This window comes from Paenibacillus sp. FSL H7-0714, assembly GCF_038003765.1.
Taxonomy (GTDB): Bacteria; Bacillota; Bacilli; order Paenibacillales; family Paenibacillaceae; genus Paenibacillus_AQ.
On sequence record NZ_JBBOPT010000001.1, the window covers coordinates 4867157 to 4882432 of the forward strand.

Here is a 15276-nt window from a genome sequence, read left to right on the forward strand (position 1 = left end):
CTGTCTCAAAAGTAGTAAAGGCTACTTAAAGGACAGCTTCTTTTTTTTGAGAATTATTAGGGAAAAGCTCCCTGAAAATAGCTGGTAAATGTTTTAAATGAATAGAAAGAGGGAAATCCTCCCTAAAAATCAGAGTAATATCGGTATTTGCCAACAAATCAGCGAAATTATAGGGAGAATTTCCCTAATTATTAGTCAGATGAGCAGAAATCTCAGAATTACAGGGAGAAATTCCCTAATTATCGATCAGTGCTCCCGTTTCCTTGGTGAGGACACTCCACTTTTCCACAATCAGTCCATTCACTCCGCTACTTTTAGCGAAAAAATCTATATCATCCCGTGCTCACTTCACCTTTACAGTTTCAGCAACTTCTTTCGTAATCGCCTCCCCGCCGAGGCTCTTCCATTTCGCTACAAAAACATCAAAGTCACTAAGCGGTGAATCGCCCACAATGATATTCAAAAATGTCTCGCTCTCCAGATTTTGAAGCTCCGTCCACTTACTCTTCATTAGTTGGGTGTTTCCGTAAAATACTCCCCGCACTCCCTCAATTGCAGTTGAGGTTAAGACGGCAACTCCATATTTATATGCATTCGCTGCTTTCCAGCCTTCCAGATCTTTCTTTGGTTGTTCAGTGTCCTCCACCCATTGATCATAAATGAGACGGGTATCTGGATTTAATGTATCCGGGTCTATTTTGCCATGCAAAGCTTGCTGGATATCTGCATAATGTTTCTCTATCGCATCCGAATAATCAATTAAAAGGTCAAACGGATAATAAGCACGCAGCTGAATTCCTGTTTGCGCAGAGAAATCATCCAGCTTCTTAACTTCCTCCGAATTAGGGTCTTGTCTTCTCTCAAGTCTTGTAAACACGTTCAACTGCTTCATAATCGCCTCTGGATGCTCGAAACCTTTACGCACAACAAGGTAACGGTCTGTTACCGGAGCCAAATGAGCAACAAACTTACCAGACTCATCAAGTGGAGCAGCATACGCTCTCCATTCTGCCTTCGTATCGAGAGCAACCGCCTCTGACAAAGGATAATATGGCATCCACCACGGGCCAAAGAACATGCCTGATTTCCCTGTAATAATAGGCTCTTGCGTTTCTTTATAAAGTGCAAAATTAGGGTCCAAGAGCCCTCTTTTATACCAATCAGCCAGTTTGGCAAGCGCTTGTTTGGTCTCAGGTGTAATGGATCCATATACAATATTCCCAGCGTTATCCTTGATCCAATTGGTGGGAAAAGCATGCAATGCACTAAACACAGCATCCAGACCATTTACTAATGGCTTTGTCCCATAGATGATATTCTTGTAGCCGCTAAGTCCGACCGTATCTCTTTTGCCATTGCCATCGGGGTCCTTCTCAATAAAAGCCTTCGCTATGTTCTCAATATCTTCGAAGGTTTGCGGTGCCTGCAGCTCCAGTTTATCCAGCCAATCCTGACGCACCCAGAGCAGAACAGGCGAATCCGCATCAATGGCTACATTAGGCAATCCGTATAATTTGCCGTATCGAGAAGCATCGGATAATGCCTCACCCTGAGTAGAATTGTACATATCCTTAATTAAATCAGAGCCATATACATTGTAGGTCTCTGTAAGATCCTCTATCATGTCATTATCAATGAGTTTCTTCAATTGATCTCGATCAACAACCATCGCATCCGGCAAATCATTGCTATCGATCGCAAGCTGTGCTTTTTGATTAAAAGCATCTTCACCCTTCGCTTCCCAAGAGTGAACTACCTTGATATTCGTAATGCTCTCCAAATAACGGGTGATAGGATTGTTGTCGTTGCTGTCACCTGTATTTAGCCTGGAATCGGGAACCTTAAATCCTACACGAATCACGATCGGATCTTCGTATTTGCTATACGCTATAGAAGCATCTTCGACCTCACCCTGAGGACTTCGAGTAGAATCTACTGTTTTGTTCTGGTCACGGCATGATGTAAGTCCGATCATCATTACAAGTAAGAGGATAGATCTACACAATCTCATCATTGGTCCTTCCCCTCCGCACGATATTCACTCGGGAGTTGACCAATACGTTCTTTGAACAGTCTACTGAAGTAACGGTCATCTTCAAAGCCAGACCTTGAAGCAATCTCACAGACGGGTAATGAAGTCTCCCGCAATAATGATTTAGCCAACTCAAGCCGCATTCCCCGTAAACATTCACCGAATGTCTCCCCGGCAAAACGAGCGAAACATTGACTGAAATAACCACGGCTCATATTAATTTCCGCCGCTACGTCGCTCTGATTGATTTTGTCACCTGCATGGCTCTGCATGTAACGAACTGCGCGAATAAGGCAAGACATCACCTCTTTAGTCAATCCTAGCTCGAGCATTCTCCTTCCCACATGATCAGAAAATCGGCGTAGCCAGGTCTTCCAATGACACCAGTTCAAATTAAACGAAATATCCCGTTCCAGTTGAACAGCATCCTCTGACTTCAAAAGTAAAGAACTCCAGCTTTGCAAAAGGGAATGGGCGAACGTTAGAAATCTATCCTGCCTTGGCTTCTGCATGAGTATGTTCGTTACAAAATTCTCCCATTCGTTTCCATCAATCGTCCACTTGAGATTTTGAGCTTGCACGAATAGATCAGCTTCATCCGGTTTTAAATGGGGAACCGCTATTTCCTTCTTTAGTTCCTCATAATTCAGACAGGTCAGTTCTTCAGCACTAGAATGATAAAATAGCATATGCCGAAGCTTCGTGGTTAGCTGCTCCTCCAATTCCTGTAGTGACTGATCTCTTAACCCACTGATGAGCGCGGTCTGCCATCTCCCAGAAAGCTGGTTCTTAAGCTCACGCTTCCCCTCTTCTTCCGAGAACCGGTGAAGCAAGGGCGACATCCACATCTCATGAAAGGTAATCAGCGGATTATTCTTCACGAAGGATAGGTGAAATAACTCTTCTTCATTACAGTGGCTGCTTAATGGTAAATAGAGCAGTGCCTTGTCTGCAGCTATCCTTTTACCTTCACCATGAACCAGTGCATCCCTTGTATTGTCCTCCCATTTGATGCGATCGACCAGGCGACGTATAGTCTCGTCCGCATTTTCCATCTCCAATAGAGTTTTGACAATATAATCAACGGCTCCTAAACGCATGGCCTCCTGCACATAGTCAAACTCATGATGGCAAGTAAGCACAACACAGCGAATACCTGCGAAACGCTGCCTTACTAGTTTAATTAGCTCGAACCCAGAAATGCCGGGCATGGTCAAATCTACAAATAACAGATCCACATCCTGTTGTTGAAGTAGCTCCAAGGCCGATTTGCCATCTCCCGCCTCGCCGACAATCACAACCCCTAAGGATGACCAATCAATTAGAGATATGAAGCCTTTCCGCACAAGTCTCTCGTCATCAACCACTACAGCCTTAATCATCGAAGTCCTCCTTACCTTTCCTCGGAATCACGATAGATACAACCGTACCTTCCCCTAGCTTGCTGTACATCTCTAGCTTCATTTGTTCTCCATAGTAGGTTCTGAGCATCCGGTTCACGTACGAGAATCCGATTCCGAGCCCCCGTTTCTTGGCGCCATTCTCTGACAGCAGTTGATCTAACGTATCCGCATCCATTCCAGCCCCATTGTCTCTTACACACAGCTGAACTTCTCCTTCACCATGCTCTGTAATCAAGACGTCCACCCTGCCATTATCGCTTAGTCCATGATAAATCGAGTTCTCAACAAGAGGTTGAAGTAAGAATCTGGGTACAGCCACAGACAATACATCCTCATCAGCCTCCACGTTAAATTCGAATTCATAGTCATAACGGATGCGCTGCAGTTCCATATAATTTCGGATCGCTTCAATTTCCTCTCCAAGGGTAACAATGATGCTTTGCTTGCCCAGATTATAATGCAGCACCTTAACAAGAAGGGTAACCAGCTTGTCGATCTCCTTCTGACCGTTAAGCCTTGCCATCCACTGCACCGTGTTCAATGTATTATGCAAAAAATGAGGGTTAATCTGGCTAAGTAGCTTTTCAATCTCGAATTGGCTTTTCTGCTTCTCATTATGGGCTACCGCAACAATCAGCTCATTCACCTGTTTCTTCATCTGCTGGAAGTTACTGAGCACAAAATCAAACTCTTCCACATTCGTGTAGGCAACCGGAGAGGTAACATTTTCCGCCATTCGATTAATTTCAAGGTTAACCTTGCGCAAAGGACCATAAATCTTTTTCCAGATCATCAAAGCCAGAACTCCAGCAAAGAGTAGTGTCGAGAACGCGAGCAGGATCATTTTATAGAACCAAGAATAAATTTCACTGTTGAATTCGGACTTTTTAACTACTGCAATAAGCTTCCATCCCTGTGGGCTAGCGTATCGAAACAGATGATATCCGGTAAGTGTTTCATGTGATAGATTAGAGTTGCTTCCAGCAGCTTTGATAATTCCTTGAGGCAATTTACCATCAATGACATAAGTGCTAGAGCCCTGTTGATTCACAAGCAGGTGGTTAACCTTCATCCCGTAAGATTCCTGATTAAATATTTTGCGAAGCAGGCTATAATTCGTCTCTAAATAAATATATAGCTTATGCTCACCTGGTACGCGTACAATGCGCTGCTCTGAGAACACGAGATTATCGCCGACGGCATACATCGTAGAATGAGGTCCATAATAATCAGCTCCGTTATATCGCATAAAAGAAGGTAACGTACTGATATCGAAATTTCTGCGCGCACTCATATTCGTGAACAGAACCGGATCATCACTGCTTGGCATAATGTAGGCTGTAAGTCCAATGTAGGGATTCGTGAAATTAACGAGGTTGATCTTCTGGTTGATGGAGTTCATCATTTGCGATTTGCGATAAATTTGCTTTTCCTGAATAAATGAGGACATTTCTTCCACAATCTGACCATCCAGCGCAAACTGTTTAGAGGCAAAATCCATATTGTCGATGGCATTCTCCAAGCTAGAGGCTTCCTGTTTCAAGCTTGCACTTATACCATTGCCAATTTTCCCTGAAAGAATAGAGTAAATAGAGGTGTAGGTTACGAATCCTACTAAGAGAAGCGGAAGAAGTGTTCCGATAACTAGATAGATGAATAAGGTATTCCGTAAGGATTTGACAACTGGGGTATGATTACGCTTAAGTACTCTTACCATCCGAATGATCCTCTTCCTTCTTCCTGTAAGCGTTCTATATATATATATCAATGTGAGAATACCACATTTATCCTTAATTGAATAGAATAGGGCAGAACAGCCTCCACGCCGCCCCGCCCTATTTGTATTTTTCTAATCACACCTTATTTCACGCTTTTACGAGCCTCGAACAATTCCTCTGCCTTTTTAATCGAGAAATCCATAACTTCGGCATAGCCGAGACCATTCACCTTATCATGCATTTCTTTATTCAATTTGTCATATTCCGCTTGATCTTTAGCAAAAACCATTTTCCAAGAAATTTGTTGAATGACCGTACCAATTTGTTTGTTCTTTTGCTCCAGTGTTTTGTCCATCATCAATGGTTCTTTTCCAGTGAAGCCTTGTGGTGCTACGGCCAATAGATTATTTTTCTCAAAATACTCCTTAGGCGTCAGAACGCCCATCTTCGCTCTCCAGTCACTATCAAGCTTAGACGGATTACGCTCTAGGGTTGTCGTCCATAGATTGTGATCGTATGGCTCTTTGTTGTCTGGATTCACCATCGCCGGAACTACAAAAGAGAAGTTCATTTGATTAGAGCCGTAATAGTAGTCACCACCACCATATTCTGCAGGCACTTGTGTATTCTGTTGATCGGCATAAGCCTTCCAACCAAAGTCAGTCACGACAGGTTTACCGCTTGCATCCATATCCCAGGTTAGACCTTTAGGTCCGTTAGGCACCGCTGTTCCGCTTCCTGCAGAGATCATTGCACCTTCCGGAGTATACATCCAGTTAATAAATTCCATAATTCTAGCAGGTTCTTTAGCTTTTGCACCGATTGCTATAATACCGTTACCACCGTATACATTGAAGCCAGTGGAATACATCAGCTCATCCTTGAACGGAACTAATGCAAAACCTTTACCTTCTGCTGTTCTTTCCGGTGTATTGTAGTTTGCTGCCCCTAGCCACGGGAACCAAGAGAACAACAGACGACCATCCTTGTATTTCGCTACAACATCGTCGAATTTTTGTGTCATAGAATCTGGATCCACCAGACCCATTTGGTTAGCTTCAAAATACAGTTTGAGCGACTTCATATACCAGCTGTCTTCGGATAAGAAGTCATAATATTTCTCTTCGTCTGCTTTAACATATACAGCGGTATCAGGAATTTCGTCATAGCCCATCATGTTGGCGAACTGTTTCGCCAGTGTCATTTTATAGTTGCCGTCCCAGTCAGACCACATCGAGAAAGCATAGGTTTTCTTTCCTTGCTCATTTTTGGGCTCAAGCTCTTGCATTTTTTTCAGCACGGGCAAATAATCTTCAATCTTTGAAATTTCAGGTGCTCCGATTTGTTGATAAAGATCCCATCGCAGGTCTGGCCCCCAAGTCATATCTCTCCCTTCAGAAGGTCCAGATGGATTAGAAGCTACGCTGTTTCCGATGCCAAAAACGGATGATCCACCACCAAAAGCAACCTTTGCTTTCTCAATCGCTTTTGGGAACGTACTCCCAATGTCTTTTCCGTATTTATCCAGAAGTCCGTCTTGTGTCCAGTCTAAAAGAAGCTTTCCTTTGATCGCATTTGGATAATGGTTCTTATCATCACCGAAAATAATGATATCTCCAAGATCACCCGATGCCATCATTGCAGAGATTTTGGTATCTCCACCTGTAAGGTTTGAAGCTACAATATCCATCTCAATATTGAACTTATCTTTGATGATTTTGGCAAACCATCCGGTTTGTGGACCCGCATAGTTAGCCGTTGTAGAGAATACGGTCAGCTTCAGCGGCTTGGAATGATCAAGTGCTCCGTCATCCGGTGCTGCTGTTTCTTCCGCCGGCGCATTCGTTGCAGCGGACGTAGGTTTCTCTGTGCTCGTGTTTTTACCCGAGTTAGCCGTATTATTCCCCCCGCCACATGCTGCCAGAACAAAGACCAGGATTACGGATAGCATGACAAGCGATGCTCTTCTTAGTCTCATTGCTTTATACCCTCCCTTTCAACTCTTCACTTATAGTTCAACTCTGCGCCTAGCAGAGGAAAACCCCATTTCGTTACCGATTCGGTAGCTTATTAGCCCTTAACCGCACCGATCATAATCCCTTTGACGAAAAAGCGCTGGAAGAATGGGTAAACGATTAGAATCGGCAATACGACGATCATCGTTACGGTCATCCGTACAGAGGTTGGAGTCTGCATATTCGCTACACTAGCGGCCATATCTGGTGAATTACGAATTAAAGCTGCGAGCGAGCTGGACTCGTTCAAATAACGCCATAACAAGAATTGGAGCGTAAAGTACTTCGTATCTGTCATCAGAAACGCCGTATCAATAAATGAGTTCCACTGATTCACTGCGGAAAAAATCGTAATCGTAGCCAAAATTGGCGTAGTAAGCGGTACAATAATGCTCCAGAACACCCGCATGTAACCAGCACCATCCATAGACGCTGACTCCTCAAGGGATGGTGGAATGGCCTCAACGAAGGTTTTGACCAAAATGATGTTGAATGGCGTAATAATCGTAGGCAAAATATAAGCCAGATAATTATTGGTCAGATGCAAATTGTGCATTGTAATATACCAAGGGATCAGACCTGCGCTAAAATACATCGTAACCACGACACTCCGGTACCAAATACTCCGGCCCCACATTTCCTTTTTGGTGAACAAATATCCTAAAAAAGCTGAAGACCCCACAGTAAGCAACGTCCCGACAACCGTTCTGTACACGGAGACTGTTGCCGCATGTCCTAGACCACTGATTCTTAGCACCTTACTATAGTTATCAAAATGGATCTGTCTTGGATAAAATTTGATATCCCCCGCTGCGCTAAGATCATTCGAGCTGATCGTATTGATGAACAAATAATAGAATGGGTAAATGCATGACAGGGTGAACAATCCAAAGAGTGTATAGATCATAATCTGGAAGATAAGTTCTCCAGCCGTTAGTTTTTTCTTTCTCAAGTGGGATCACCCCTGACTTAAATGATAGATTCGTCACGCACCATCTTAGACAACGTGTTCGCTGCGAATAGTAGAATTACACTGACAACCGATTTCAACATGCTGACGGCCGTGGCAAAAGGAAAGTTGTTCGCGAAGGCGATGTTGTATACATAAAGATCCAGCACCTCAATAGAATCCTTATTCATCGCATTTTGAAAGGCAAAGTACTGCTCCATCCCGTTATTGACTAGATTACCTATGGAGAGCAGCAGAAGTACAAAAAAGGTTGGAATCAGACCTGGAATGGTGATATGCCAAATTTTGCGGAACCGACTTGCACCATCCACCTCAACAGCTTCGTACAATTCCTGATCAATGCCTGCGATTGCAGCAAGATAGAGAATAGCACCCCAGCCTAACGATTTCCACCAGTACCAAACGATCATCGTGACCCAAATATTTGAGCTGGAGGCTAAGAAGTTATACCCTTCATCTACCACTCCAAGCTGCACTAAAATGTGAGTGATGACACCGTTATCTACAGAGAACAACGAGAATGCCAATGCATATACCAGAATCCAGCTGATAAAGTTTGGAATCGTGGTTAGTGTCTGCACCAACTTGCGATACCAGCCTGACTTAATCTCAGTCAACATAATGGCAAAGATCACTGGAAAGATGGATGTAATTAATCCGAGTGAACTCATGGCAAGCGTGTTCTTCAGCACCCGCAGAACCTCTGCAGTCTGTGTCGGATTAGATACAATCGTCTTGAACCATTTCAAACCAACGTAAGGCGTGTCTGACAACGGTATTCCGGGAATGAAATCATAAAAGGCATAAATCCATCCGCTGATCGGCAGATAATAGAAAATAAAGGTGACAACAAGAAATGGAAAAGCCATGAAGAACAACTTATGTTTGTTCTTCATCTTCCAGCGGGATCGATGAACCGGATCGACGCTGGGAAGCAGTTCGCCAGCAGGTACCCCCATATCGGAATCTCCTATACCCAGATTTTGATTACGTTTTCAGAGTATCAGAATCTTAGCTTCTGGCGAGATAGAGAGCAGAACGTCTTATCAGGGAAACCGTCAGATACTTGTGAACCAAATTCGCAGTACAATCGACCATTTTCTACCTGTTTGTGGGACTAGAGATGGAGGGCATATATGACTTTAGACAAAAAAACGACCACCACTTAGGAAGTACCCGAAGTGGTGGTCGTTTTTTTATATGTCTATTTTCACTGAAACATAACCAAACGAATATTATCTAGACTACATGTTAATGCCCAGACGCTTGAACATCCCCCTCCGCAGAGGCATCCATCTTCTGACGTCCCATATAGAACGAAGCCAATAACGCTAAAGCTGCAGGAGTCACCGCCCAAGCAAAGGTGTTTACTATGGAAGAAGATAACCCAGCTGTAATCTTACTCAGAATTTCAGGTGGAATGAGCGCCCTAGTCTCAGGTGAGAGCAAAGCATGCGGATCTTTAAAATCCATAGCTCCCGCCGGAACCGCTCCTCCACCATTATCCGATAGTAGCTTGGTAAGACTGCCTGAGAAATAGTGACTTTGAATGATACCGAAGGTAGTAATGCCTATGGTCATGCCCAATGAACGAATGAAATTCAGTGTTGCGCTGGCAGAGCCGCGTTGCTGTGCCGTCAATCCATGAATAGATGCCGTACTTAGCACTGAGAATGAAGCACCAATCCCTAGCCCAATTAAAATCATATATAAAGTAACAAGCAGTCGTGAAGCATCCGGCGTGAGTGTCGCTACAAGTCCAGTACCGATCACCAAAAGTGCGAATGTTGGAATCAGCAGGCTGCGGTAACTGGTTTTTGACATCAGAAATCCGCCCATCGTAGCTGTAACCACTGAGCCAACCATCATTGGTAGCAATACAAGTCCTGAATTTGTAGCTGATCCGCCCAATACCCCTTGAATAAAGATCGGAATATACACAGAAGCCACAATAAAGGCTGCACCGCTAAATAGTGCACAGATAATGCTCACCGCGTATAATCTTTTTTTAAACAAAGCAAAGGAAATAATCGGTTCTTTCGCTCTAGTCTCTACAACAAGAAACACTGCTGCAAGGATGGCAAAGGCTGCAAATAAACCAAGAATCATGGAAGAATTCCAAGCATACTCTTTCCCGCCTAGCTCCAGCGCAAACATTAAGCAAATGACTGAACCAAGCAGCGTACCCGCGCCCAACCAGTCAATGGGCTGTTTAGAATGCTCATGCGATTCTTTATAAAAGAATACGACCATCGCAAAAGCCAACAGTCCAAGGGGTAAGTTAATATAAAATATCCACTGCCAAGCAATATGATCGGTAATATACGCACCCAGTAATGGACCAAATATACTCGACAATCCAAATACTGCTCCGAATGCCCCGCCGAGCTTGCCCCGCGTCTCCAGCGGAACAGCATCGAACATGATGGCAAAAGCGATTGGCACCAGCGCCCCACCACCAATGCCCTGAATAGCCCGGTACGCAGCTAACTGAGTTATTGTATCAGCCGTTCCACAGAGAGCCGAACCCGCCATGAATACGATAATTCCAAAAATAAAAAACTTCTTACGACCATACATATCAGACAGCTTGCCGAAAATGGGCATACCCGCCATCTCGGCTACGAGATAGGCTGATGTCACCCAGACAAATTTGTCCATTCCGCCAAGCTCCCCAACAATATTACCCATTGCAGTTGCAACGATGGTGCTGTCCATGGAGGCCATAAGAATTCCTAATAGTAGACCTGCGATTACAATACCCAGATTGGGCGATTTGGCAGCACTCATATGTTCCACTCCTCTTTTTCTCAAAAAAATGATTATACAATTCTCTTTATATCTTCACTTGATGCTTCACTGTTGCGTGCTTATGAACTTCTAGTGTATCGCGGAATTCCACCGTTTCAATTTCACAATCCGGACCAATGATTACACGTTCTCCCCTTACCATATTAGCCTTTGTATTGACCAGATCAATAGCATCGCCTTCGATTAGCCCCGCTTCAAACAGTATTTTCGAAGTTGGCTTCATCATATGCAGCAGTCTCCCCGTTTTACTCTTCTTAATGGTTAAGATACTGCCCCCAACCTCCTTCGCACTACTTGGACCAAACAATTTAATCTCCAAATGCTCAGCACTAAGTAATCCAGCTACGCTTAAGGCACCAGAAATTTGCAATTTTTCCCCTTCACAATCACCCTTCACATCCAAATTTCCGTAGAGATGAAGCTCATCGATTTTTACGGAGGCTGCTTTTATTTCACCCTGTCCACGTAAGGAATCCCCTTCAAGATTACCCTCGAGTGCAATTTCGCCAGTGATTTTCATTTGCTTCATATGCAGATTTCCAGCTATATTGGCATTTCCAGTCAGATTCATCTTCTCGCAATTCACATCTCCAGCGAATTTGCATTCTCCAGTGATCTTAACATCTTTGAAAGAACCACCGGCTGAAGATGTTGTTCCAATTATTTTCAGATTATCATTCACAGGGCCTTCTCCACCTTTCCAACCTTAGCCTCTGGATGCACTGTAATTTGTTCGCGATACTCTACCCGTCCGAGTGTACAGCCTGGGCCAATAATGACAATATTTCCTCTGATGATATCCGCAGTTGTATATTCTACATCTATAAAATCTCCCTCGATCGTTCGTGCACATAGCTCAGGTCGAAGTTTAGGGATGATTCCGCTAAACATCTTACTCCAAAACCCATTATTCACTTGCCGTATCACGAGGCTTTCCACACCAATTTCATTAGCCTTCCCTTGACTCTGCAGTTTGAAATCCACATGACCGGCACTTAGTAAACCACCAACACTAAAGCTACCTTCACCTACAAAATCCTCAAGTTCACAATCCCCTTTGACACTCACCATTCCGTTAAGGGTACAGCTTTCACCTCGAAAACTCTTACCTACATTAAGAACCCCATCCACCTTTAGGGTGCCAAAACGCATATTACCCATCACTTTGATGACCCCGTTGCATTCTGCTTCTTCTGCTGCGAGATCATCATTCAAATTCATATGCCCATTTCCTTTAAACATTCGCGCCACAATCGGTCCGACTACTTTACCTACACCATCCATGTTTACGTTGTTGTAAGTACCTCCGGCCCCACCACTAACCCCGTTTATTATCAAATCAGGCAGCTGATTTTTGTCCATTACTCTTCCTCCTATTCAACAAGCTTGTAGGCAAGCTTACCTTTCAATTGTTCGATCAAATCTGCATATGTCATTTTACTGACTAATCTAACCCCTTCATCAAACCATAACTCCGCAGGCGCTTGTGCCAGAATGAAGGATGAAACCCCCATTTTCCGGACAAAAAACAACTCCCAGCTTCCACTCTCGAGCCTTGAAACTTTCTCCTGCAAAGTGCGAAACAGAAGCTCCGCCTCCTCCATACTCATTTCCCCAGCACTAAGCAGGCGGTCTACAGCGAATAAATGAACGAGCTCCTCAAAAGTATATTTACTTTCATCACCGAGACTTTCTCCAAATTTCCTCAGTGTTGTTGTCGAAACAATGTTACGTTCTATAATTTCCTTAGCAGTTACACTCACCTTCTCAAAGGATGCCTTATCCGATAGCTTATCAGCCATTTCATCCAAAGAAAGCCCATCTTTCATATTCACAATGTTGTGAATTCGCGACAAGATCATCTCTTTAGGAAAAAAAGTCTCTTGTCCAGTAAAGGTAGATTTGCGAATAAACCATTCCTCGGGGATTAACTGCTTCCTTTTCCAGCGATACAATTGCCCATATGAAATACCGGTTAAATCCAGTAGTTGCTTCTTCGAAATCAAATCATCTTCCATTTCGATCACTCCTCGAAAACATCGTAACATAACACTGTTACGTTGTAAATAAAACACTCCCCCTTAAATCTCCTACTGAAACAAATCATTGCATTAAAGTTTCCCTTCAAGATTTTACGGCATAAAAAAAGAGCGTACCTCCGTCTAGAGGAGGATCTTCGCTCTTTTACCCGCACTGTATTCTTTGATTTAAGCTAGGCTGTTGCTTCACTCTTCATTTAAAACAAAGAAAAGAAAGCCCTCCCAAGCCAATACTATGGCATCTGGGACAGCCTTCTTTATTTTACTTGCTCTATCTACGAATTTTATTGTTCAAGTCTTTCATAATCTCACTACTGAACAAAAGTATAATGAGCTGAATCATATTGTGGGCCGGATTTCTCATAAGTGAACCAGTACTCAATACTGCTGCCAGCACTTAACCCACTCACAGTCTGTTTCCATGTACCTGAGCTATTGATCATCCGGTAATTAAGCTGTGGCCCCCCGTTAACCTTATAATGCACATCTACATAAAGAGCACTGGTCACAGGTGTAATATAAATGCTCGCTTCTGTTGAAGAAAGTCTCGTTACCCCTGCTGTAAAGTCAGCCGTCACATGATCACCGCCTCCGCTGCCTCCAGTGGGATTTGTAGTAACTGTTGCGGCATTACTAGCGGATGATAGATTACCCGCTGCATCCGTAGCTTTTACTGTAAACGTATAGGCTGTGCTTGGAGTTAGTCCAGTAACAGTAGCTGTAGTATCTGCCACAGAGGCTACCTGCTGTGTTCCGCGATAAACGAGATATCCCGTTACACCAACATTATCAGTTGAAGCAGACCAGCTCAGGTTAACTGTTGTATCCGTCTTGCTGGTTACTGTCAGATTAGCAGGTGCAGTAGGTGCTGTCGTGTCTCCAGTATTACCACCACCCGTCAAGTATTGCCCGGTGAATGGGTTAAATCGATGCAGGGATAGAATTAACCAACCCGTGCTGGACACGCAGTTTTGCTGCGCCATCACCCAATAGCTGTTGCTGGTCCCTTTCAGTGAGTACGGGATTCCCCCAAGCGAAGCGCCGCTTGTGCCTTGTTTTTTAATAATTTCAGTGTTAATGGCATCCGCTTTGGATACATTGCCTTGCATAAAGTAGGCGAGCGACATAAATGCGCTTCCTTCAAACCATACATCAGCACCCGTGTTACCGATTTGATTCCCGTTATCGTCATATGCGGGTAAAACTTCATCCGTCCAGTCAAAATCATAGCCGGTCAGCGTATTCCCAGCATCATTGTAAGTAAGCGTCTGCTTGTAACGCGGATTTGCAAGGGTCCCCGGGGTGCCGGAGGCATTTTCAACATAGGCTAAGCTTGCTCCATAGTTATGCGTTCCAGTTACTCCTAAAGCCAGTACTCCCCATGGATTCACATCTAAAGGAATTTTAGGATCAATCAGATTCGTATCGTTTTTCCAGCCTCCCTTGAAGCGTTTGACACTGTCATCCCACACATAATTATCCAGGAAGGTTTTGACTCCAGTAGCTGCGCTATTGTATGTGGCAGCCTTTGAGGAATCCACCGAAGCATAATACTGTAGCACCCGGTAAATATCGATATTGTGCTCGGTTGAGCTCCAAGGCTCATCGGAGTTACTCCAAGCACTCCATCCTCCTGCGATACTGCCATTTGCTTTTTTATACTGTAAGCTCCAATCGAGCGCTTTGAGCGCCATCGGACGATATCGCGTGTCATTATATTGCTTTTCATAAGCCATAGCTGCCATTGCCATCCATACAACCGGCCCCACATGTTTACGAATTTCTTCTCCGAAGCCATTGTTATACCAATAAGAATTCAGCCAGAAGCCCGAAGGGTCCTGAATGTCTCGCATTTTGTTCAACACTTGCTCTGCCCGTGTCCGTTCACCTTTTACAATAAAGGCAATAGCTGCAACAGCTTGATCATACGTATATACAATCTGTTTGGGGTTGTTAGGTCCCCAGAAATCCTCAAAGCTATCTACCAAGCCTTCAAAAGCATATCCCACCGTTGCATCCTGCTGGGCCTTCAGCCAGACTAAAGCACGATTTGAAGCATCACTTGTGGCATCTGCACTCGCTTTTCCACCAAAAGGTAGAGCTACCCCAAGCACCAACAGACTTGTCATTAAGATCGAAAACAGCTTCCTCATCTTCATAACTTTCCTCCTCATAATCATGATGAACTGGGTAATGAGAGATCTTTGAAGCATAATACTAAAGCGTTTTCAAACAGCGACAACAGGAACTTTTGAATTCTTTACCATGGTAATTGTCCTCATTTTCAG

At 43.9% G+C, this 15276-nt stretch carries 11 protein-coding genes; all 11 read right to left on the bottom strand.

Annotated features, from left to right (window positions below; genetic code table 11):
• Positions 1 to 343: 343 nt before the first annotated feature.
• The 11 genes from NST34_RS21770 to NST34_RS21820 all read right to left on the bottom strand — a co-directional run bounded on the left by NST34_RS21770 (position 344) and on the right by NST34_RS21820 (position 15147).
• A complete protein-coding gene (locus tag NST34_RS21770) occupies positions 344 to 2014 on the bottom strand; it encodes an extracellular solute-binding protein (RefSeq protein ID WP_341128763.1) in 1671 nt (556 codons plus the stop codon).
• Complete coding sequence (locus tag NST34_RS21775; protein ID WP_341128764.1) at positions 2011 to 3414, bottom strand: response regulator transcription factor; 1404 nt, start codon at positions 3412 to 3414, stop codon at positions 2011 to 2013. The genes NST34_RS21770 and NST34_RS21775 overlap by 4 nt, the downstream gene beginning before the upstream one ends.
• The gene (locus NST34_RS21780) at positions 3407 to 5152 is read right to left on the bottom strand and encodes a sensor histidine kinase (RefSeq protein WP_341128765.1); all 1746 of its coding nucleotides are present in this window, start codon (positions 5150 to 5152) and stop codon (positions 3407 to 3409) included. The genes NST34_RS21775 and NST34_RS21780 overlap by 8 nt, the downstream gene beginning before the upstream one ends.
• A gap of 143 nt (positions 5153 to 5295) precedes the next feature.
• Entirely contained in the window at positions 5296 to 7131 is a 1836-nt protein-coding gene (locus tag NST34_RS21785) for an ABC transporter substrate-binding protein (protein WP_042189997.1), read from the bottom strand.
• Positions 7132 to 7223: 92 nt separating this feature from the next.
• Positions 7224 to 8120 carry a carbohydrate ABC transporter permease gene (locus tag NST34_RS21790; protein ID WP_042190000.1) on the bottom strand — a complete coding sequence of 299 codons (897 nt, stop codon included), beginning with the start codon at positions 8118 to 8120 and terminating at the stop codon, positions 7224 to 7226.
• A 17-nt stretch (positions 8121 to 8137) separates the two neighbouring features.
• Complete coding sequence (locus NST34_RS21795; protein WP_042190003.1) at positions 8138 to 9097, bottom strand: ABC transporter permease; 960 nt, start codon at positions 9095 to 9097, stop codon at positions 8138 to 8140.
• Between the two features lie 292 nt (positions 9098 to 9389).
• Positions 9390 to 10928 (bottom strand): MDR family MFS transporter, encoded by a 1539-nt coding sequence (locus NST34_RS21800; RefSeq protein WP_341128766.1) that lies wholly within the window; start codon positions 10926 to 10928, stop codon positions 9390 to 9392.
• Positions 10929 to 10974: 46 nt separating this feature from the next.
• Positions 10975 to 11631, bottom strand: a complete 657-nt coding sequence (locus NST34_RS21805) for a hypothetical protein (protein WP_076284617.1) — start codon at positions 11629 to 11631, stop codon at positions 10975 to 10977.
• A complete protein-coding gene (locus tag NST34_RS21810) occupies positions 11628 to 12311 on the bottom strand; it encodes a hypothetical protein (protein WP_341124567.1) in 684 nt (227 codons plus the stop codon). The genes NST34_RS21805 and NST34_RS21810 overlap by 4 nt, the downstream gene beginning before the upstream one ends.
• A gap of 11 nt (positions 12312 to 12322) precedes the next feature.
• Entirely contained in the window at positions 12323 to 12967 is a 645-nt protein-coding gene (locus NST34_RS21815; protein ID WP_339242601.1) for a YhbD family protein, read from the bottom strand.
• Between the two features lie 332 nt (positions 12968 to 13299).
• Positions 13300 to 15147, bottom strand: coding sequence for a fibronectin type III domain-containing protein (locus NST34_RS21820; protein ID WP_341128767.1), 1848 nt, complete (start codon positions 15145 to 15147; stop codon positions 13300 to 13302).
• Positions 15148 to 15276 lie beyond the last annotated feature (129 nt).